14 protein-coding genes are annotated in these 22,145 nt (G+C 42.1%); 8 read left to right on the top strand and 6 right to left on the bottom strand.

The window, feature by feature from the left end; all coding sequences use genetic code 11:
* Window positions 1–128: 128 nt before the first annotated feature.
* The 7 genes from pilW to der all read left to right on the top strand — a co-directional run bounded on the left by pilW (window position 129) and on the right by der (window position 8,729).
* Complete coding sequence (gene pilW / locus RB215_RS17545) at window positions 129–1,871, top strand: type IV pilus biogenesis/stability protein PilW (protein WP_197107786.1); 1,743 nt, start codon at window positions 129–131, stop codon at window positions 1,869–1,871.
* Window positions 1,868–2,731, top strand: a complete 864-nt coding sequence (locus RB215_RS17550; protein ID WP_011329777.1) for a RodZ domain-containing protein — start codon at window positions 1,868–1,870, stop codon at window positions 2,729–2,731. Before pilW ends, RB215_RS17550 begins: the two co-directional genes overlap by 4 nt.
* A 5-nt stretch (window positions 2,732–2,736) precedes the next feature.
* Window positions 2,737–3,855 carry a flavodoxin-dependent (E)-4-hydroxy-3-methylbut-2-enyl-diphosphate synthase gene (gene ispG / locus RB215_RS17555; RefSeq protein WP_086998188.1) on the top strand — a complete coding sequence of 373 codons (1,119 nt, stop codon included), beginning with the start codon at window positions 2,737–2,739 and terminating at the stop codon, window positions 3,853–3,855.
* A gap of 179 nt (window positions 3,856–4,034) precedes the next feature.
* On the top strand, window positions 4,035–5,315 hold the full coding sequence (gene hisS / locus RB215_RS17560; protein ID WP_011329775.1) for a histidine--tRNA ligase: 1,281 nt from the start codon (window positions 4,035–4,037) through the stop codon (window positions 5,313–5,315).
* 47 nt (window positions 5,316–5,362) lie between these two features.
* Window positions 5,363–5,983, top strand: a complete 621-nt coding sequence (locus RB215_RS17565) for a tetratricopeptide repeat protein (protein ID WP_011329774.1) — start codon at window positions 5,363–5,365, stop codon at window positions 5,981–5,983.
* A gap of 10 nt (window positions 5,984–5,993) precedes the next feature.
* On the top strand, window positions 5,994–7,172 hold the full coding sequence (bamB, locus tag RB215_RS17570; protein WP_011329773.1) for an outer membrane protein assembly factor BamB: 1,179 nt from the start codon (window positions 5,994–5,996) through the stop codon (window positions 7,170–7,172).
* 93 nt (window positions 7,173–7,265) lie between these two features.
* Entirely contained in the window at window positions 7,266–8,729 is a 1,464-nt protein-coding gene (gene der, locus RB215_RS17575; RefSeq protein WP_011329772.1) for a ribosome biogenesis GTPase Der, read from the top strand.
* 88 nt (window positions 8,730–8,817) lie between these two features.
* Here the strand turns inward: der and RB215_RS17580 are convergent, their stop codons facing one another.
* Window positions 8,818–9,405 carry a DUF4202 domain-containing protein gene (locus tag RB215_RS17580; RefSeq protein ID WP_309217472.1) on the bottom strand — a complete coding sequence of 196 codons (588 nt, stop codon included), beginning with the start codon at window positions 9,403–9,405 and terminating at the stop codon, window positions 8,818–8,820.
* A gap of 184 nt (window positions 9,406–9,589) precedes the next feature.
* On the opposite strand from RB215_RS17580, the gene RB215_RS17585 reads away from it, so the two are divergent.
* The gene (locus RB215_RS17585) at window positions 9,590–11,317 is read left to right on the top strand and encodes a DUF885 domain-containing protein (RefSeq protein ID WP_309217300.1); all 1,728 of its coding nucleotides are present in this window, start codon (window positions 9,590–9,592) and stop codon (window positions 11,315–11,317) included.
* A gap of 55 nt (window positions 11,318–11,372) precedes the next feature.
* Here RB215_RS17585 and RB215_RS17590 read toward each other — a convergent pair whose 3' ends face one another.
* From RB215_RS17590 to gltB, 5 genes are all read right to left on the bottom strand, one after another.
* The gene (locus tag RB215_RS17590) at window positions 11,373–11,834 is read right to left on the bottom strand and encodes a thioredoxin family protein (RefSeq protein WP_179807756.1); all 462 of its coding nucleotides are present in this window, start codon (window positions 11,832–11,834) and stop codon (window positions 11,373–11,375) included.
* A 123-nt stretch (window positions 11,835–11,957) separates the two neighbouring features.
* A complete protein-coding gene (locus tag RB215_RS17595; RefSeq protein WP_309217301.1) occupies window positions 11,958–13,916 on the bottom strand; it encodes a hypothetical protein in 1,959 nt (652 codons plus the stop codon).
* Window positions 13,917–14,106: 190 nt separating this feature from the next.
* Window positions 14,107–15,786 (bottom strand): dihydroxy-acid dehydratase, encoded by a 1,680-nt coding sequence (gene ilvD, locus RB215_RS17600; protein WP_011329767.1) that lies wholly within the window; start codon window positions 15,784–15,786, stop codon window positions 14,107–14,109.
* 147 nt (window positions 15,787–15,933) lie between these two features.
* The gene (locus RB215_RS17605; RefSeq protein ID WP_089369085.1) at window positions 15,934–17,424 is read right to left on the bottom strand and encodes a glutamate synthase subunit beta; all 1,491 of its coding nucleotides are present in this window, start codon (window positions 17,422–17,424) and stop codon (window positions 15,934–15,936) included.
* Window positions 17,425–17,444: 20 nt separating this feature from the next.
* Window positions 17,445–22,052, bottom strand: coding sequence for a glutamate synthase large subunit (gltB, locus tag RB215_RS17610; RefSeq protein ID WP_309217302.1), 4,608 nt, complete (start codon window positions 22,050–22,052; stop codon window positions 17,445–17,447).
* Window positions 22,053–22,145: the final 93 nt, after the last annotated feature.

A 22,145-nucleotide genomic window follows, 5' to 3' on the forward strand; every position in this document is an offset into this window, starting at 1 on the left:
AATCAGTCTTAATTAATACTTCATATCAAGACTGATTGCTTTTAAGTCGTTTATTTTTAAATAATTGATGCAACATAGATGCTTTTAGGTAAGATAGGCGCTATGGACAAAAATAAAGAGACAAGGTAATGCGACCTTTACTAGTTTTAACTATATCTACGCTCGCCTTAGGCGGTTGCGTTACAGAAAATAGTTATAACGGCAGTGATAAACCCGTTGTCGAAAATAAAATTAATAGCGCAGGCGCAGCTCGAACTCGCATTGCCCTTGCTTTACAATATTTAAATACGGGTAATAACTCTCAAGCGAAATATAACCTTGAACGTGCCAGCGAATATGCGCCAAACCTACCCGAAGTCCACTACTCTTTGGCTTATTACTATCAACAAGTTGGTGAAAAAAAACTTGCCGATTTAGCCTATCAAAAAGCACTTGCTATTAAACCTGACGATCCTAATACCTTAAATAACTATGGGGTATTTTTATGTGGTATTGATGAATACGACCGTGCTACTGATCAGTTTTTAAAAGCAATCGCAATACCTAGCTATATCCGTGTTGCCCAAAGCTACGAAAACTTAGCGTTGTGCGCTATAGAATTTGACGACTTTGATAACGCCGAAACTTATTTTCAGCAAGCAATAAATCATAGCTCTCAGCGCGCTTCAACGCTGATTAGTTTAGCGGCTTTATATTACGCTAAAAGCGATTTATACAAAGCAAGTGCACTGTTAAAGCGCTACGACGATACCGCGCAAATATCTCCGCGTGCTTTATTACTTAGTTATTTAATTAAACAGCGCATGGGTAAAATTGAAGAAGCAGAGAAAATTGCTGCAACTATCCTACAAACTTACCCAAGTAGTGATCAGGCTTTTGCGATTAGAGATAGCCAAATAAAACAAACCGAATTTGAAGTCTTGCGCGAAAAATATCGTCAAGCGCAGCTCAATGAATTAAAACAAGATGGTAGCGAAGCGCAATTAAGTTCACAGCCTAAAATAAAAATAATTCGTAAAAAGCGTCCATCACAAAATGACTCAACAAGCTTAATTAGTGCTAATAAAACACCCGTTGCAACAGTAACAGCCCCAGCTGCAGTAATAGCCGAAGTTAAACCAGCTCAGCCGTCAAGCAAAACTGTCGCGCCAACAAGCCAGGTGAACGCTGCGCTAAACGCAAAACTAATAACAAACTCAACAAACCAAAGCAGCAAGCAAGCTATTGTTAGCCCTTTAAGTACGCAGCCTGAGACACCACCAAGCACCTTGCCTGCAGCACAGGTAGCAGCTAATAATAACGTTAAAATAATTTCTTTTGGCGCTCCTCAACCTGCTAATAACAGCGCTAATAAAGCAAATACAACTAACACTACTTTCAGCCAAACGAGTGCTCAACCTAGTAATAATGGTCAGGTGGTTTTTTATAAGGCCACTAAAGATGCAGATGTATTTACTAGCAATAACAGCAACGAACTTGACACCATAGAGCTGAGAAATGCGCCAACAAGTAACGACAATAAGCTACCTATGCTCAATCCTAAGGTTGCGCCACTTACAGTACCGTTTCATATAATAGAGTTTGGTGAAAACCTATTTAGCATTTCGGTACGATACAATGTTAAACTACAAAAGCTCCTACTATGGAATGGATTAAAAGAGTCAGATCGGGTAATGAATGGCAGTAAAATTTACCTTAACGATCCTAATATTTATTATGAAATTAAAGCTGGTGATACCCTTTTTGAAATAGCTACCCAGCGGCAGGTATTAATTGATGAATTAATGCGATGGAATAAATTAAGTCCTGATATAGCACTAACACCAGGGCACAATCTTTTACTAGTGGATCCAGACTCATACCTATTATGAATGAAGAAATTACTCAGCCCCAAAGCGAACAACCTTCTCTTGGGCAAATATTAAAAACACACAGAGAAAACGCTGACATTAGCCTTGCTACTATGGCAACACATTTAAAACTGACTGTGTTACAAGTACAACGCATGGAAAATGATGAATATCAGTTACTTGGCCCTACAACCTTTGTAAAAGGGTATATAAAAAATTATTGCCGAGAGCTAAAAATTGATCATACACCTATTTTGGCTATGCTACCTGCACCTACAACGCCTGAAAAACCCGTTGATATGCAGAGTTTTTCGCGTCGTACTGAAAAAGAAGCTAACGACAGTCGTTTAATGATTGCCAGCTATATTATTTTAGCCATTGTAATTGGCTCCTCTGCCTTATGGTGGTGGCAAAATTCTATGCCAATTGAAGAACAAACAAGTAATATTAATGTTGAAAACTCGATAATGAGTGAGCAACAAGAACAGGCTGCGCAAAGTAATATTGGCGCATCACAGCAGCAAGTTCAGGAAATAAATAATGTAGCATTACCGCAAAGTGAGCAATTAAGTGCGCTACCTAGCGGTAATAGTACAATTAACACCACTACTACAGCCCCTAATGAAGCAAACAATAGTAGTACTATCGTTATGCTTTTTAATGATGAGAGCTGGGTAGAAATTTATGATGCCGAAGGTGAAAAAATTGCGTTTGGAGTAAAAAAAGCAGGCTATGAAATGACCTTAACAGGCATAGCTCCTTTTTCGGTTGTGCTGGGTAAGCATGATGCAGTTAATATTACTCTAAACGGTGAAACTGTTGATCTATCAGCTTTTCCAAAAAATCGTTTAGCTAAATTTAAATTACCACTAGCAGAGTAGCCGCTATGTTTTCAGAATCCCCAATTAAACGCAGAAAATCAACCCGTATTAATGTTGGTAATGTACCTATAGGTGATGGCGCACCCATTGCCGTGCAGTCAATGACTAACACCGACACTATGGATGTGGATGCAACCGTAGCACAGATTCAGGCAATACAAGATGCCGGCGCCGATATTGTGCGCGTATCTGTACCAACTATGGACGCCGCCGAAGCATTCAAAAGCATTAAAGAGCAGGTAACTATACCGTTAGTAGCCGATATTCACTTTGATTACCGAATTGCCTTAAAAGTGGCAAAATATGGCGTAGATTGTCTGCGTATTAACCCAGGTAATATTGGCAGCGAAGAGCGAATTAGGGCTGTGGTAGATGCGGCTCGCGAGCACAACATTCCTATTCGTATTGGTGTAAATGGCGGCTCATTAGAGCGCGATTTACAAGAAAAATACGGCGAGCCTTCGCCCGAGGCATTATTAGAGTCGGCAATGCGCCATGTAAATATATTGCGCCGTTTAGACTTTGATCAATTTAAAATATCAGTAAAAGCGTCTGACGTGTTTTTAGCTGTAGGTGCTTATCGCTTGCTAGCAAAAGAAATAGACCAACCTCTGCATTTAGGTATCACCGAAGCCGGTGGCATGCGCTCAGGCTCAGTTAAATCTGCAGTCGGTTTAGGCATGTTACTTGCCGAAGGAATTGGCGATACGCTACGTGTTTCGTTGGCAGCCGATCCGGTGCAAGAAATTAAAGTTGGTTTTGATATTTTAAAATCACTGCGTATTCGTTCTCGCGGTATTAACTTTATTGCTTGCCCTAGCTGCTCTCGCCAAGAGTTTGATGTAGTTAGCACCATGAACCAATTAGAAGAGCGCTTAGAGGATATTATTGAACCGGTTTCGGTCTCAGTGATTGGCTGTGTAGTAAACGGCCCTGGCGAAGCATTGGTAAGTGATATTGGTTTAGCCGGCGCTAGTCGTCGCTCAGGATTATATATTAATGGCGAACGCCAAAAAGCCCGCATAGATAACAATAATATTGTTGAACAACTTGAAGGCTACGTGCGCGATTTTATTGCAAAAAAACAAAACCAAACACCTATCGATATTAAAATCGTTGAGTAACACCTTTAATTAGTTAGTTTGGCCTTTATTTAAATTGTGCTATCGCTGGGTAACTTAGCAATAGCGCGCCTCTAAGCTCGCATTTACGTGTAAATTAGGGTTATAATATCGGGTCAATTTTTTTAGTTTTATGTTGTCGCAGTCAAGCATTGTACAACAACAGTTTTTAGGATTTAGCAGTGGCAAAACAAATTCAAGCAGTTCGCGGTATGAACGATTGCCTACCAGGCGATACTCAAGTTTGGCAAAAAGTAGAAAATATTTTACGCGAAACCGTTGCGTCGTTCGGTTATCAAGAAATTCGTTTTCCAATTGTAGAATCAACCGACCTATTTAAACGCTCTATTGGTGAAGTAACCGATATAGTAGAAAAAGAAATGTACACCTTTGCCGATCGTAATGGCGACTTACTTACGCTTCGCCCAGAAGGCACCGCTGTGTGTGTACGCGCAGGAAACGAAAATGGCTTACTGTATAACCAAGAGCAACGCCTTTGGTATATGGGCCCAATGTTTCGCCATGAACGTCCGCAAAAAGGCCGCTATCGCCAGTTTCACCAATTTGGTTTAGAAACCTTTGGTATTGCGAGTGCCGACATCGATGCAGAAGTTATTTTACTTACAGCGCAATTATGGGAATCGTTTGGGATTAGCGAACATGTACGTTTAGAGCTTAACTCGTTAGGTTCAAACGAAGCACGTGCCAATTACCGTGATGCACTGGTTGCCTACCTTGAGCAACACCTTGATGTACTAGACGAAGATTCAAAACGTCGCATGTATTCAAACCCGCTACGTGTACTTGATAGCAAAAACCCTGACGTGCAAGCAATTTTAATTAATGCACCTAAGCTATCTGAGCATTTAGACACTGAATCAAAAGAACATTTTGCAAATTTATGTGAACGTTTAGACGCAGCCGGCGTCAAATACACGATTAACGAAAAACTGGTACGTGGTTTAGATTATTACAACCGCACTGTGTTTGAATGGATCACCGACAGCTTAGGCGCGCAAGGTACTGTGTGTGCCGGTGGCCGTTACGATGGCTTAGTTGAGCAACTTGGTGGAAAAGCGACCCCTGCAGTAGGTTTTGCAATGGGCCTTGAGCGCTTAGTGCTACTGCTACAAGCACTTGAGTGTGTAGGTGATATTCGTCGTAATGCTGATGTATATTTAGCATCAATGGGCGACAAAGCCAGTATTCAAGCACCTATTATTGCAGCGACGCTTCGACGCGATGTGCCAAACTTACGCGTTATGGTGCATGCTGGCGGCGGCAACTTTAAAAAACAATTAAAACGTGCTGATAAAAGCGATGCACTCGTTGCCGTTATTATCGGTGAAGATGAATTAGAACAAGGCGTTGTGACCATTAAGTATTTACGCGAGCGTAAAGAACAAGTCACATTAGAATTAGAACAAGCTAAAGCGCTATTAGCGGAGCTTATTAATAGCTAATATTTTAATAAAAGCATATTAATGCCAAAGCTATCACAGAGGTAAAAATGGATATTTATTCAACAGAAGAACAACAAGCCGAAGCCATAAAGCGCTTTTTCCGTGAAAACGGCCTTTCTCTTGCACTAGGTGTAATTGTAGGTTTAGGTGGTTTATATGGCTGGAAAGCGTATAACCAAAACCAAATTACCACAGCTGAGCAAGCATCAGACGCTTACACAACATTGGTTTCAGGCGAAAGTGTATTATCGTCAGCTGATACTTTTATTAGCGAAAATAAAGATACCAACTACGCAACGTTAGCTGCATTTGTAGCGGCTAAAGATGCTGTAGAAGCAAATGACCTAGACGCTGCAAGCGAAAAGCTAAGCTGGATAGTGTCTAACGTAAAAAACGATGAATTAAAAGCCATTGCTATTACACGCCTAGCTCGCGTTCAAATTGCCCAGCAGCAGTATGATGAAGCGCTAACGTCGTTAAATGCATCATTACCTGACGCATTTTCTGCCAATGTTGCAGAGCTTAAGGGTGATATTTACACTAAGCAAGGCGACAAAAAACAAGCTCGCGCAGCATATCAAGCAGCGGTTGATGCCGGTGGACTAACCAGTAATCCACTATTACAAATTAAGTTAGATGACCTAGCAGTAACAAGCCCAGCGGCATAAGGTTTTAGCTATGAAAAAAATAACAATCGCAACGCTTGCGCTTTGCATGGCAACTTTAATGGGTTGCTCGTCAAGTGATGACGAAGAAGAACTGGTTCTGCCTGAAATAGCCAACCAGTTCGAAACTAATATTGTATGGCAAGAATCAATTGGTAATGGTGTAGAGCATTATTTTTCACGCTTATCACCTGCTGTATATAAAGATACCGTATACGTTGCTAACCGCGAAGGCCAAGTAAAAGCACTTAAGCTAGAAAATGGCGATACGCTATGGAAAAGCGATGTGCGCCAAGATGTATCGTTTTGGCCATGGGCCGATAACGATAGTGCAAAATTATCGGGCGGAATATTACAAGCTTATGGTAAAATATATTTAGGTTCGGAGCATGGCTATGTTATTGCTCTAGATCGTGAAACTGGTGAAGAAGTTTGGCGTAAAAACGTACCCGGTGAAGCACTTTCAAAACCAGCTGCCGGTGACGGTTTGGTATTTGTAAATTTAGCTTCGGGTAAGTTATTAGCCCTTCATCCTGATACGGGTGAAGAACGCTGGCGCTTTGAGCAAGAAGTACCTGCGCTAACCTTACGTGGACAAAGCGCGCCTACGGTTGCAAATGGTGGTGTATTAGTTGGCCTAGAAACCGGCAAATTAAGCGTATTAATTTCAGACAGTGGTTACTCTGCATGGAGTGCCGAAATTGCAGTTGCTAAAGGTGCTTCAGAGTTTGAGCGTCTAGTTGATGTAGACACACAACCACTTATTAGCGGCCCATACGCTTATGCTATTGCTTATAATGGTAACCTAGCGGCAGTTGATATTCGTTCTGGTAATATTGTATGGAAACGTGAATACAGCAGTTACCGAGATATTGCCATGGATGCACAAAGTATTTATGTAGTAGATAGCAACGGTGTTATTTACGCATTGGATAAAGATTCAGGTATTGAACGTTGGAGCCAACCCGCTCTACGTGGTTGGTATTTAACAGGCCCTGCAGTTGCAGGTGAATATTTAGCGTTAGGTGATCAAGAAGGTAACCTACATTGGCTAAATAAAGTCACTGGCGAGCTAGTATCTCGTGAAGACTTTGACAGTTCAGGCTTTTTTGTTGAGCCTGTTGTTGCCAACGATAAACTGATTTTATATACCCGAGATGGGGAAGTTAGTGCGGTACAAATACCAAACTAACTTATGATTATTAGTATAACCCACTAATAGTTAATTATTTTTTGTAAGGCTTCGCAACGCGAAGCCTTTTGTTGTTTTTTAAAGAGGTAGTTTATGCTTCCCGTGATCGCTCTAGTGGGGCGACCCAATGTGGGCAAATCCACATTATTTAACCGTTTAACACGTACTCGTGACGCGCTCGTAGCCGATTTTCCAGGTTTAACTCGTGATAGAAAATATGGCCAAGCAAATTACGATGGCTATGAATTTATCGTGGTAGACACGGGCGGTATTGATGGTTCTGAAGAAGGCATTGAAATCGAAATGGCTGATCAGTCTCTGCTCGCCATTGAAGAAGCCGATATAGTACTGTTTTTAGTTGATGCCCGTGTAGGTATGACAGTAGCTGACCAAGCCATTGCTAATCACTTGCGCAAGCAAGAGAAAAAATGCTTTGTGGTTGCTAACAAAACCGACGGTATTGACGCCGACTCAAACTGCGCTGAGTTCTATCAATTATCGCTGGGCGAAATTCATCATATTGCTGCATCACATGGCCGCGGTATTACGTTATTACTTGAGCAAACGCTACAGCCTTTAATTGCTGAATTAGCGGCGCTTGATGAAGATGTAAGTAACGATGATGAAGAGCTTATCGATTTATACCAAGAAGACAGTGAAGATGACTCTCATCAAGCATTTGCAGACAAACCTGTAAAGCTAGCCATTATTGGTCGTCCTAACGTAGGCAAGTCAACACTTACCAACCGTATACTCGGCGAAGAACGTGTAATTGTTTACGATATGCCAGGCACAACCCGCGATTCTATTTATATTCCGATGACCCGTAACGACAAAGAATATATTTTAATCGACACAGCTGGTGTGCGTAAGCGTAAAAAAGTAAGCGACGTGGTTGAAAAGTTCTCAGTGATTAAAACCCTACAAGCAATTGAAGACTGTAACGTAGTGTTATTAGTCGTTGATGCTCGTGCGGGTATTTCTGATCAAGATTTAAGCTTATTAGGTTTTGCACTTAACTCTGGCCGTTCACTGGTTATTGCGGTGAACAAATGGGATGGCTTAGACGATTATGTTAAAGATCGTATTAAATCAGAACTAGATCGTCGCTTAGGCTTTATCGACTTTGCCCGTTTACACTTTATATCGGCATTACACGGTACTGGCGTAGGTCATTTATTTGAGTCGGTAGACGAAGCGTACGAATCAGCTACTAAGCGTATAAGCACCGCAATGTTACGTCGTATTATGGACATGGCACAAGCAGATCATCAGCCGCCACTTGTTCGTGGTCGCCGTGTTAAGCTTAAATATGCGCATGCCGGTGGTTATAACCCACCACGTATTGTTATTCATGGTAACCAAGTTCATGATTTACCTGATAGCTATAAACGCTACCTAATGAACTACTATCGTAAAGCACTGAAAATTATGGGCACACCTATCAAAATCGAATTTAGAGAAGGTGATAACCCATTTGCCGGACGTGTTAATAAAATAACACTATCGCAAAAACGTAAAATTCGTGCGTTTAGTAAAGAAAACCGTAACAAATAGGTACTAGGTACTAGGTACTAGGTACTAGGTACTAAAATATTAAATGGCGTACATTAAATGTACGCCATTTTTTGTTTAAAATAAAGTATTACGCAACCGCTTTATGAATATGCCCAACTAACGGTTCGGGTAATGTTACATTACCAGCGAGCACAAAATCGCGTGCCTCTACTGACATTTTTTGCCACGTGCGACGAATAATGCCAAGCCATTTTTGTTCATCATAATCTGGTTTGGTACTGGTAAAGGCCAACATATAATGTTCAATAAACACCAAACTTGCAATATCCTCCACTAACTGACTGTCTGGGTTGCGTTTAATATCTTGCTTAGCTACCGCGGCATAAACCCGTTGTTGCTGCGCTTCATTAAAGCCAACTTGTTGCATCAACTCAATTACTCTTGAAGCATGAAATATATAAAGTGCACTACGCCACTGATGATACCCCTGCTTATTCATAGCAAAGTTACTACGCGGCGACTGCCAGCGCTCAATATGCTGGCCGCGTACTGCTATTTGCATAAGCTCATCGGCATTAGGGCTAAAACGCGCTAACATTTCGCTCATACGAGTTGCGTATAAACTTTCTTTTGGCAGGCTCTGAGCATTATATATTTCAGTATTAGGGTCTTGGCTATTTGCTTGATCAATTAAGGTTATTACTTGGTTAAGCATTATTTTATTAGGTGCGCTATTTAGCATGGTACTTATATTTAACTTGAGTTTACTTTACACCATTCTAAGCCGCTCAAAACGAATAAGCGAGTACTGAACGTTAACCGCACTAACAAAGTGTTATCTATAAACAGCACGTGTTAACCTTGAACGATAAAAATTAACTCGCTAAAACGAGATAAACATGTTCAAAAAAAGTATTTTAGCTATTTGCTTAACCCTAGTTTCGCTGCCAAGTATGGCTGATAACAATGCCGATTTAAAAAATATAATTGATAAACATTGGCAACACGCCCAAGACGAAAAAATATTTTTTCGTACCGATCCCGACGGCTGGAAACCCAATGGCAAGTTAGCTAATTGGACCGAGCACGCTATTGCTCAGCGTAAACAGTACAATGATGCCGTGCTCGACAATTTAAAAAACATTGATCCTAGCAAGCTCAGCGACGCGCAGTTAATGAATTACCGATTATTTAAATATGAACGAGAAACCGAGCAACAAAGCTATCTATTTCAGGATAAGTATTTTCCAGTAAACTTTTTAAGCGGCTGGCATACCTACTTTGCTGAAGCACCGGCCAATATGGCATTTTTAACTGCTAATGATTATGATCACTTTTTAGTCAGCCTTGCCGACTACCCTCGTTTTAATCAAGAAAACATTAACTTGATGAAAGCAGGGATTAAAAATGGTTATACGCACTACTGTAAAACCTTTGAAAATTACAGCAGTAGCATTAGCGCTCATATCGTTAAAAAACCTGAGAACAGCGCCTTATACGAGCCCTTTACCCGTATTCCGAGTACGTTTAGTGCAGAGCAAAAAGCCACATATCAAAACAAAGCAAAAGCTTTAATTAGCTCAAAAGTAGTACCCGCTTATCAGCATTTTTACGACTTTTTTGAAAACGATTACATGCCTAATTGCAGAGCCGAGCCTGGTATTTCAAGTGTTAAAGATGGCCTTGATTACTACAAATATACGGTAAATTATTACACCACCACCAATGCCACGCCAAAACAAATACACGAACTTGGCTTAAAGGAAGTCGCACGTATAAAAACGCAAATGCAAAACATCATTGATAAAGTGGGCTTTGATGGCACTTACGCTGAGTTTTTAGAGTTTTTAGCGAACGACAAGCAATTTTACGCAACAGACGCGCAAGACTTGCTCGAAAAAACCGCTTTTATTACCCAAAAAATGTATGGCAAGTTACCCACCTATTTTGGCCATTTACCGCGCAACACCTTTACTATTAAAGGCTCAGCAAGTCGCGGCGCGTTTTATATGCCACCGCCTGATAACCGCTCACCAGGTACTTATTTTTTAGCTTCAATACCTAAAATACAGCCTTTATATAACCTAGAGGCACTGAGTTTACACGAAGCAATTCCTGGGCATCATTTACAAAATGCCGTTGCCATGGAGTTAAATGTCCCCCAGTTTAGACGCACCTTAAGCCACTCTGCATTTGGCGAAGGCTGGGGCTTGTACAGCGAACGTTTAGGCAAAGAAGCCGGATTTTATCAAGACCCTTACAGCGACTTTGGCCGTTTGGGCTACGAAATGTGGCGCGCAGTGCGTTTAGTGGTTGATACCGGTATTCATGCCTTTGGCTGGAGCCGCCAAAAGGCTATTGACTACTTGGCAGATCACACAGCCTTGCCGCAAAGTGCGGTTGAGGATCAAATAGATCGTTATATTTCTTGGCCAGGCCAAGCACTGTCTTATAAAATGGGCGAGCTAAAAATACGTGAACTGCGCGCAAAAGCCGAAAAAGAGCTAGGTGCTAAGTTTGATATACGCCAGTTTCACGACACTGTTATCGGCCAAGGTTCACTGCCAATGGCGGTGTTAGAAGCGGTAATAAATGAATGGATTGCACAACAAAAGTCCGTTATTTGATGTCTGTGGCGCTGAACATTACTCAGCGCCTTTAACCTGCAAGCCCACTCGATTATTAAGGTAGGTTTTTTGTAAGATCTTGCGCAAGTGTGCCCGCTGGTTTTTCAACCATACGTGTTAGTTCTTTGCCATTTTGGCTAACTATAATAGTAGGTGTGTATTGTAAATTATGAGCCTGTGCTACGCCGCTAGCATCTTGCTTGTTGTATCCTACGGCTACAAATTTAATACTCTCTAATTGTACTTTCGACTGTTCAAGCAGTTTAATTAAACGCGGAACTTCGCGCGCGCTATCATGGCACCAAGTACCAAATAATACGGTTAACTCCTTCCCCTTTAATTTTTGTATTAGCGTAATATCTTGTTTACTAGGGGTAAAGTTTTTATATTGCTGAGCAAAGTTATCATATTCTGCAAGTAAATCTGCCGCGCTAATACCCCCAGTATAAGGCGCTGTAGCCCCAAAAGTGGACAGTGGCAAACACAGAAAAAAGAATAAAACTAATTTTTTAAACATTAAGGCGCCTTTTTGTATTAATACTGTGAGTGTTTTATTTACTCGATTTAAGAGTATAAGTTAAGTTGATATATGGCTATTTTACAACCAAAGAAAGTCAATAGCATTACTATAATCAAGCCATTATTTATTGTTATCCATAAAAAAGTTTACTTGCGATAACTGCGTTAAATACTCTCGTCTTGCATCTTTATCTTGCGCTAATTTGTCTAAATCACCAATTAATGTAACTAACTTATTATGTGAATAATGGTTGGTATTTTTAAAATCATCTGGCTCACCAATCTCGTTTATACGTTCTTTTTTATCCATTTTGTGGCTGTTTTCGTTGCTTTCAAGCCAAATGTCGTTAATAAGACGAATGTTACTTTCGTGAGTGGTTTTTTCAGTAAGTGCCATTTTTAGCTCATACTGCGATTTATCTTGGTTGTATTGATAGGTTTTTTTATCAATATCTATTTGCTGGTATTGGTCAAGCCCAACTAACTCGTTATTTTTAACGGCGGTATTAATATTGTAACTTTCTTCGCTGTCGTAATAATCGGGCCGGGTATTCTGGTAGTCAAAATGGCTACTTACGTTTTTACTTTGCGTAACCCCTTTTAGCTCACCTGACTTTTGTTGCTCGGTGGCTTGGCTTAGCGCAACATTACTTTTAGGCTGATAGTCGCCTCTGTCCATGGCAAACTCAAATTTTGCATCAAAATCAGCTAACTTAGAAATACCCGCCCCTAAAGAATTTTGCGTACTGTTGCCAAGCCCTTGATAGCGAGGATCGTTCGTGATCATGTTATCGACTAAATCTGCCACCATGGCGCGACCATCACTAAACTGCTGCGTTGCTAGTGACTCTAACTTGCTATAACGCTGCGCTGCTGAGGACATGCTCGTAAATGCGCCTTTAAATAAAGCAAAGCCTTGCTGCATATTTGCATCGCCTTTTTTACCAAATGCAGACGCTTTCTCGTCGCTACTATTGTGGCGGCTATCTTCAAGGTTTTTATCTAATGAGGCAAGATACTGCTGCATTTGCTGGTTATCTTTAGCGCCTACCGTTGCCATATCTAAAGTAAAGTCGATTTTATTAGCGCCGCGATCCGATTTAAATACCAGCGCTTGCTGCTGCATACTTTCATCTATGCTGTAGCTAAAATCAAGATTGTTTTCAGTAGATAAAACGCTCTCACCTTCGGTCGTTGAAAAAGACACATCAAAACCAGATAACTGCTGATGATTAAAATCAGCTAAAAAGTCTAAGTTCATATCGCCTTGGTTTACCGGCACATAACGGCTGTTAGCATATTGACTGACTTTAAAAAACTCATCAGCCATTTCACCTACACCTGCAAGTACTTCAGTTAGCGCCTGATGTTCAGCCTCTGACAAATCCCCTTCTACTTCATAGCTAAGGCTAAAATTATCAGCCGTTTTACCAGCACTTTCATCATAACCTTGCGATGAGTTAAAGGTGATATTAATGGTATCGCCTTCTTTGGTTTTTACTGATAATTGAAAGCGGTAGTTATCGTCATCCTCATGCTTGCTACGATTAATACTCTCCATATAAGGGTTAAGCGCACGCTCAACACGCTGCTGACTAGAGGCTAAAAATGATGTTTGTTGATGCCCTAATTGCCCCAGATTAAATAAAATATCACTGGTGTTGGCGTAAGCACCCTGAATATCTGTTACCGATTTATTTAAGCGTTGTATGAGCTTATCGCTATGTTCATTTTTAAGTAGCCCTTCTTGCTGACTCGTTATTACAGTGCGTATAGCTAACTCTTCAGCGCTGTAGTGGTAGCTCGATATATTTGCTTTTTTTGCAGGAGTGATCAGCACCGAAAGTTGTTGTTGCAGTAATTGGGCAACTTTTTCGTCGCTAAACTGACTGAGAAAATCGGACGTTATTTTGGGTGATAGCTCTGGTGTTAACTTTGTTGCTAACTCTGGTATTAATTTTGGCGCTATTTCGAGTGGGCTATGTTGCAGTTTGCTGCTAAGGGTATGGTTTGCATTATCAACTGGCAGTACTTGCTTTGTCGCTAAACTAGAGTGGTTATTTAACCCATTGTTAATCATGATCATCCTTAATCGCAAACTGCTATTAAGTATATATCGGTCGGCCAACTAAAAACTTGAGCGATTTATAACCTTGTTACTTAAATTACAAATAAAGTAACAAGGTTATCTAGGGCGTGTTGATCTTTGCGGATTAAAACTCGCTCTATTTAGGGGAGTTTAATCGCTAATTTTAGCGATTAATTATGCCTTAACTTGGCTTATCGGTCACGGCTCCGGTAGAAGCTGAGCTTACTGTTCTGGCATATTTTGCTAGTAATCCGCGGGTGTATTTTGGCGCAGGTTGTTGCCAACGTTGTTTCCTACTGGCCATTTCTTCATCAGTAATATTAAGAGTCATTTCACGGCTTTGCGCGTCAATAGTAATGCTGTCACCATTTTCTACTAGTGCAATGGCGCCGCCTTCGTAAGCTTCTGGTGTAACGTGCCCCACAACAAAACCCCTACTACCACCTGAAAAACGACCATCGGTAATAAGCGCCACATCGTTACCTAAACCTTTACCCATAATAGCTGAAGTGGGGCTTAGCATTTCACGCATACCTGGGCCACCTTTAGGACCTTCATAGCGAATTACTACAACGTCTCCGGCTACTACTTGCCCATCTATAATAGCGGCAAAACCTTGCTCTTCTGAGTCATATACTTTTGCGTTGCCGGTAAAGCGTAAACCCTCTTTACCCGTAATTTTTGACACTGCTCCTTCTGGCGCTAAGTTGCCAGCTAATATAACTAAATGACTGTCTTTTTTAATCGGCTTATCAAAAGGTAAAATAATATTTTGCCCTGCTGGGTAATCTGCTACATCGGCTAAATTTTCGGCCATGGTTTTGCCTGTCACTGTCATACAGTCACCGTGCAGCATACCGGCATCTAATAAACGCTTCATCAGTGGCTGAATGCCACCAATTTCAATCAACTCCGACATTAAATATTGACCGCTTGGGCGCAAGTCGGCAATTACTGGTGTTTTATCGCCAATACGCACAAAGTCATCCAATGTTACTTCAACGCCTACCGCATCAGCCATAGCAATTAAATGCAGCACCGCATTGGTTGAGCCGCCTAAGGTAATGATCAGCGTAATTGCATTTTCAAACGCTTTTTTGGTCATAATATCGGAAGGTTTAATGTCATGCTCTAGCAAATAAACAATTGCTTTACCCGCATCAATACAGTCTTGTTTTTTGTTTTGTGAAATAGCATTTTGCGCAGAACTATTTGGCATACTCATGCCTAAAGCTTCAATTGCTGAGGCTAACGTATTTGCCGTGTACATACCACCACACGAACCGGCCCCTGGTATGGCTGTTTTTTCAATATGTTCTAATTGCGTAATTGGAATATCGCCTGCCGCGTAGCTGCCCACCGCTTCAAATACCGAGACTATATCGGTATGATTTTCACCGGGTAAAATTGTACCGCCGTACACAAATATAGAAGGGCGGTTTAAACGTGCTAAACCCATTAAACAACCCGGCATATTTTTATCACAACCGCCAATAGCAATAATACCGTCGTGGCCCATACCCGCCGATACCGCTTCTATTGAGTCGCAAATTACTTCGCGTGATACTAGAGAATATTTCATCCCTTCGGTGCCCATAGAAATACCATCGGATACGGTAATGGTATTATATATAACGCTTTTCGCACCGGCGCTATCTACGCCTTTACCCACTTCTTCGGCAAGTGTATTAATGTGCATATTGCACGGCGTTACCATAGACCATGTAGAGGCAATACCAACTTGAGACTTTTTAAAATCGTCATCATTAAAACCTACCGCTCGTAACATAGAACGACTAGGAGCCTGAGCGCTACCATCTACAATTTTTTGTGAATATTTACGTGGTTTTTCAGAAGTCATTTCTTACCTTACCTACTTTTTACAAGGTTTATTAATAGAACAAATTATAAAAACAAGCCCCACCTTGCATAATTAATGCGGTAGGGCTTGCTATAATAGATGGTTTTAACTTTTAAAGCAGTTAAAGTTTACAGACTTGTAATCGCTTTAAGGCAAATAGCTTTTACCCATTAAATAGCTGTCAACCTCACGCGCGCAGCGTCGACCTTCATCTATTGCCCACACAATTAAGCTTTGTCCGCGACGACTATCGCCTGCGGCAAATACGCCAGGCTTGCTTGTAGCAAACTTATCGTACTGTGCTGCAATATTAGAGCGAGCATCCTGCTCTAAACCAAATTGTGCAACAAGGCCACCTTCTGGCCCCATAAAGCCCATAGCAATCAGTACTATATCGGCAGGAATTATCTTTTCACTGCCCGCTACTTCTTGTGGCACCATTTGCCCTTTATCGTTAAGTTGCCAAGTAATATCTACAGTGTGCACAGCTTTAACATTACCTTGCCCGTCACTTTCAATTTTTTTAGTCATCACTAAATATTGACGTGGATCTTGGCCTTGTACTGCAATAGCTTCTTTTTGGCCGTAATCAACCAACAAACGTTTTGGCCATTGTGGCCAAGGATTGCTGCTCTCGTCGCGTTGCTCGGGTGGACGAGGCATAATTTCTAGCTGAATAGCACTTTTACACTGATGGCGAAGCGCAGTACCAATACAATCGGTGCCGGTATCACCGCCACCTATAACCACTACATTTTTGCCTTTCGCATTAATGAACGCTCCGTCTTGATGTTCGCTATCGAGCAAGCTTTTGGTATTGGCTGTTAAAAAGTCCATAGCAAAATGCACACCGTTAAGCTCGCGCCCTGCAACGGGTAAGTCGCGCGGTACTGTGGCACCAATACATAACACGACTGAGTCAAAGTCAGTTTCTAACTGCGCCACACTAATGTCTTTGCCTACTTCAGTATTAGTAACAAAAACAATGCCTTCTTGGGCTAAAATATCAACCCGACGTTGCACTAATTCTTTTTGTAGCTTCATGTTTGGAATACCATACATTAGCAAGCCACCAATGCGGTCGGCGCGCTCATATACAGTAACCATATGGCCAGCTTTATTTAACTGTGCTGCAGCGGCAAGGCCCGCTGGGCCCGAACCAATTACGGCTACATTTTTACCAGTGCGAGATGCAGGTGGCTCAGCAACCACCCAACCTTGCTTAAAGGCATGATCAATAATTTCTTTTTCATGTAACTTAATAGCCACCGGATCGGCGTTAATACCCAGTACACATGCCCCCTCACAAGGGGCTGGGCATACACGCCCAGTAAACTCAGGAAAGTTATTGGTTTTATGCAATAGCTCTACTGCATCTTGCCAGCGGCCGCGATAAATTAAGTCATTCCACTCCGGTATTACATTATTTACCGGACACCCAGCTACTGCCGGTGCAAATTCTGATTTTGCCGACTGACAAAACGGCACGCCACAATCCATACAACGCGAAGCTTGCTGCTCTACATCTGCTTGTGGTATTTCTTCATATACTTCCAGCCAGTCAATTAAACGTTCACCTGCGTTACGCTCAGTTGGCAAGGCACGACCTACGTTGATAAACCCTGTTGGATTTCCCATAATATATTCTCCTTGGCAGCTTAAGCTTTAGCGCTAGCTATGTTGTTTAAATGAATGTCGAATGCTTCTACGGCAATGTCATACTCTGAGGTGAATTTTCCGCTACTGCGTACATCATTCATATAACCTTGCATGCGTTTGTAATCAACCGGCATTACTTTAACAAAGCGCTTAACATTGCTGTCCCAATCTTTTAATAAATCACTGGCAACATCTGAACCTGTAGCATCAAAATGTTGGCTAATTAAGACTTTTAATTCGTGGCTTTCAGCGTCGGTATCTACACTTTCAAGTGCGACCATTTCCATATTGCATTTAGCCGCAAAGTCATTATTTACATCAAGTACGTAAGCAACACCGCCCGACATACCTGCAGCAAAGTTTCGACCAGTTGCGCCCAAAATAACCACTTTACCGCCGGTCATGTATTCACAACCGTGATCCCCCACACCTTCAACAACGGCTGTTGCGCCCGAGTTACGTACACAAAAACGCTCCCCCGCTATACCGCGTATAAAGGCGCTACCTGAAGTTGCTCCAAAAAAGGCCACATTACCAATGAGGATATTTTCACTTGCAGCAAACTTAGCTTGTTTACTAGGGTACACCACTAAATTTGCGCCAGAGAGCCCTTTACCAAAGTAGTCGTTGGCATCGCCTTCAAGTTCAAAACGTAAACCCTTGGTTGAAAAACAACCAAAGCTTTGCCCCGCTGAGCCGTTAAACTTAACCTTAATAGTATCTTGCGGTAAGCCATCTGCATGGTACTTTTTAGAGATTTCGTTAGAGATCATCGCCCCTATGGTTCTGTCGGTGTTAATCACATCGTATTCAAGCGCCACACTTTGCCCAGACTCTAGTGCCGCTTGAGCATCTTTGATCATTTTGCGATCGATAATGTCGTCGATTAAATGCTTTTGCTTTATTGATTGATACAGAGTTTCGTTTTCAGCGCATTCTGCTTTGTGTAATAGTGGAGTTAAGTCAACGCCTTGGTATTTCCAATGGTCAACATCTTTGCGCTGCGTAAGGCACTGAGTTTGGCCCACCATTTCTTCAATACTTCTAAAGCCAAGCTCAGCCATAATTTCGCGTAAACCTTCTGCCATCATGGTAAAAAAGTTAACTAAAATATCGGCACGACCAGTAAACTTGTCGCGCAGGCCTTTATCTTGTGTGGCAATACCAACTGGGCAGGTATTTAAATGACACTTACGCATCATAATACATCCCTCAACCACCAATGCTGTGGTAGCCATGCCGTACTCTTCTGCACCAAGCAGCGTTGCAATGGCTAAGTCGCGTGGCGTTTTAAGTTGCCCATCGGTTTGTACCGTAATACGGCTACGCAGTTTATTACGCACCAAAGTTTGATGCGTTTCAGCCAAACCCAGTTCCCACGGTAAGCCCGTATGTTTAATTGAGCTCAGTGGTGACGCACCGGTGCCGCCATCGTGGCCCGCAATCAGTACCACATCGGCATAGGCTTTTGCCACACCCGATGCAACCGTACCTACACCCGCTTCTGATACTAATTTAACGTTAATGCGCGCGTCGCGGTTGGCGTTTTTAAGATCGAAAATAAGTTGCGATAAATCTTCAATAGAATAAATATCATGGTGTGGCGGCGGCGAAATTAAGCCCACCCCTGGCGTAGAGCCACGAGTTTTACCTATCCATGCATCTACTTTATCGCCGGGTAATTGCCCACCTTCGCCCGGTTTAGCGCCCTGCGCCATTTTTATTTGTAGCTCATCGGCATTCGCTAAATAATGGCTAGTAACACCAAAACGACCCGAAGCCACTTGTTTAATTCGCGAATTCATCGAATCGCCATTTTCAAGCGCAGTATAACGAATTGGGTCTTCGCCGCCCTCACCGCTGTTACTTTTACCGCCAATGCGGTTCATAGCTATAGCTAAAGTAGTGTGTGCTTCCCACGAAATTGAGCCAAACGACATGGCACCCGAGGCAAAGCGTTTGAAAATGTTGGCAACCGGTTCCACTTCGCTCAAGGCAATAGCAGGACGATCGCTATTCAATTGTAATAAACCCCGTAAGGTAAAGGCTTCTTTACTTTGATCGTCCACCGTTTTTGCATACTGCTTAAACTGCTCAACATTATTACTGGCTGTTGAATGCTGCAGTAAGCGAATTACCGTGGGATTAAATAAGTGCCGTTCACCATCATGACGCCACGAGTATTCTCCGCCCGTAGGCAGTAGTTTATCTATAGCAATGCGGTTGGCCTCAGGGAAACCCTCACGGTGGCGTAATAGCGCCTCTTGGGCAATTTGATCTAGGCTTAAGCCTTCAATACGGCTAACCGTACCGGTAAAGTACTGATCAATAACCTCAGAGTTAATGCCCAAGGCTTCAAAAACTTGCGCACCTAAATACGACTGTAGCGTTGAAATACCCATTTTAGAGAAGGTTTTCAACAAGCCGCTGCCTACCGCTTTGGTGTATTTTTGGGTAATTTGTTCATTTGTTAAGTTAGTATCAAGTACGCCTTCATCACGTAAACCATACATGCTCTCTAGGGCTAAATACGGGTTAACTGCCGCAGCGCCATAACCAATAACAGTAGCAAAATGATGCGTTTCGCGTATATCACCCGACTCCAAAATTATATCGGCAGATGAGCGTAGTTTTTCACGAATTAAATAGTGATGCACCGCTGCTGTTGCCAATACCGAAGGTATAGCAACATGGTCGCTGTCTACGCCACGGTCACTTAAAATGAGTATTTCATAATCATCTTCAACGGCATTTTTGGCATATAAACAAATACGATCCAGTGCTCTTTTTAGTGCACCTGGCCCACCGCTGGCTTTAAAAGTAATGTCGATCGTTTTAGCTTGAAGATGATTGTTATCTATATACTGTAGTTTGCGTAATTGCTCATTGGTCAATACAGGCTGTTCTATTTCAACCTTATGGCAATGCCCAGGTGTTTCATCGAGCAAGTTAAGTGAGCGGCCAATATAACCGCGCAACGACATAACCAACTCTTCACGAATAGGGTCGATGGGTGGGTTGGTTACTTGCGCAAATAACTGCTTAAAATAATGTGATAATTGTTGCGGGCGATGCGACAGCACTGCAAGCGGCGTGTCGGTACCCATAGCGCCTAGTGGCTCTTTAGCCGTACCAACCATACCCGCCAGTACTAGGTTAAGATCTTCGCTGGTGTAACCAAATGCTTTTTGTATTTTTCGCAGCTCTGCCAATGGCGGCTGGGCAAAAGACGCGCTAGGAACGGGTAAATTGTCTAATTCAATTTTGTTTTCAGCTAACCAACGAGCATACGGCTGAGCCGAGCTAACGTGTTGTTTTACTTCGTCATCACTAATAATGCGACCTTGCTCTAAGTCAGCAATAAATATTTTACCCGGTTGCAAACGCCCTTTTTCAACAACCGTTGATTGATCAACGCACAATGCACCGGTTTCAGAGCCCATCACTAGCGTGCCATCTTCGGTTAACAAGTAACGCGAAGGGCGCAAACCATTACGGTCAAGTGTTGCACCAATAACGTTGCCATCGGTAAACGATAACGATGCTGGGCCATCCCAAGGCTCCATAATACACGCATAGTATTCATAAAATGCGCGCTTGGTGGCATCCATATTGGTTTGTGTTTGCCATGCTTCTGGCACCATCATCATCATTACTTGCGCCAAAGACCGCCCGCTGAGCACTAATAGCTCAATAGCCATATCAAGATTAGCCGAATCTGAGTTATCGTTATTACACACCGGATTTAACATATTCAATTCAGCATCGCTAAAATTAACCGAGCTAAACAATGCCTCACGAGCATTCATCCAGTTAATATTACCGCGTACCGTATTAATTTCACCATTGTGGGCTATATAACGAAACGGCTGCGCGCGGCGCCAAGCAGGAAAAGTGTTGGTTGAAAAACGAGAATGAAACATCGCCATTCCCGAAATAGTACGCTCGTCTTGCAGATCAAGGTAATACTGGCGCACTTGCTCGGTAGTAAACTGGCCTTTATAAACAATTTTGGTAGATGACATTGAGGTTACATAAAATTCGTCACGTTCGGTGAAATCTAAACCATTAATTTTATGCGAGGTGTATTTACGCAGCACAAACAGCTTACGTTCAAATTCTTGTGCGCTTAGCGCTTGCGGCTTAGCAATAAACACTTGCTCAATATTTGGCTCGCTTTCAAATGAAGCCGCGCCTAACATAGAGTTATCGCCCGGAACATCCCGATACCCTATTAAGGTTAAACCCAGTTCGGCAATATTTTGATTTAGTATTTTTTTACACGCGTCGCTAAGTGCTTTATCGCGTGGGAAAAAAATCATCCCCACACCATAGTTTAAGGCGCTTGGCAGCGTCCACCCTAGCTTTGCGGTTTCTTGACGGAAAAACTCATGAGGAATTTGAATAAGAATACCAGCACCATCACCACTTTTAACGTCAAACCCTGTTCCACCACGATGTTCCATGCAGCTGAGCATGGTGAGTGCATTTTCGATAATATCGTGTGACTTTTTACCCTTAAGGTTAGCGACAAAGCCAATGCCGCAACTGTCATGTTCAAATTCAGCGCGATAAAGACCTTGGGATTTTTTGCTCATATCATTCATTACTTATTCCTATTTCATCAGCCTATTGCTATCAGCTAAATTGTGCTTACTAATTAAGTCATATATTTTTATATACTCGAGGTATGCGCTTAT

It is taken from the genome of Pseudoalteromonas sp. HL-AS2, assembly GCF_031198805.1.
Classification (GTDB): Bacteria; Pseudomonadota; Gammaproteobacteria; order Enterobacterales; family Alteromonadaceae; genus Pseudoalteromonas; species Pseudoalteromonas nigrifaciens.

What these genes read in the sequence shown, in the direction of transcription:
- pilW (WP_197107786.1), top strand. Translation starts at nt 129, where the DNA reads ATGCGACCTTTACTAGTTTTAACTATATCTACGCTCGCCTTAGGCGGT.
- RB215_RS17550 (WP_011329777.1), top strand. Translation starts at nt 1,868, where the DNA reads ATGAATGAAGAAATTACTCAGCCCCAAAGCGAACAACCTTCTCTTGGG.
- ispG (WP_086998188.1), top strand. Translation starts at nt 2,737, where the DNA reads ATGTTTTCAGAATCCCCAATTAAACGCAGAAAATCAACCCGTATTAAT.
- RB215_RS17565 (WP_011329774.1), top strand. Translation starts at nt 5,363, where the DNA reads ATGGATATTTATTCAACAGAAGAACAACAAGCCGAAGCCATAAAGCGC.
- bamB (WP_011329773.1), top strand. Translation starts at nt 5,994, where the DNA reads ATGAAAAAAATAACAATCGCAACGCTTGCGCTTTGCATGGCAACTTTA.
- der (WP_011329772.1), top strand. Translation starts at nt 7,266, where the DNA reads ATGCTTCCCGTGATCGCTCTAGTGGGGCGACCCAATGTGGGCAAATCC.
- RB215_RS17580 (WP_309217472.1), bottom strand. Translation starts at nt 9,405, where the DNA reads ATGCTTAACCAAGTAATAACCTTAATTGATCAAGCAAATAGCCAAGAC.
- RB215_RS17585 (WP_309217300.1), top strand. Translation starts at nt 9,590, where the DNA reads ATGTTCAAAAAAAGTATTTTAGCTATTTGCTTAACCCTAGTTTCGCTG.
- RB215_RS17590 (WP_179807756.1), bottom strand. Translation starts at nt 11,834, where the DNA reads ATGTTTAAAAAATTAGTTTTATTCTTTTTTCTGTGTTTGCCACTGTCC.
- RB215_RS17595 (WP_309217301.1), bottom strand. Translation starts at nt 13,916, where the DNA reads ATGATTAACAATGGGTTAAATAACCACTCTAGTTTAGCGACAAAGCAA.
- ilvD (WP_011329767.1), bottom strand. Translation starts at nt 15,786, where the DNA reads ATGACTTCTGAAAAACCACGTAAATATTCACAAAAAATTGTAGATGGT.
- RB215_RS17605 (WP_089369085.1), bottom strand. Translation starts at nt 17,424, where the DNA reads ATGGGAAATCCAACAGGGTTTATCAACGTAGGTCGTGCCTTGCCAACT.
- gltB (WP_309217302.1), bottom strand. Translation starts at nt 22,052, where the DNA reads ATGAATGATATGAGCAAAAAATCCCAAGGTCTTTATCGCGCTGAATTT.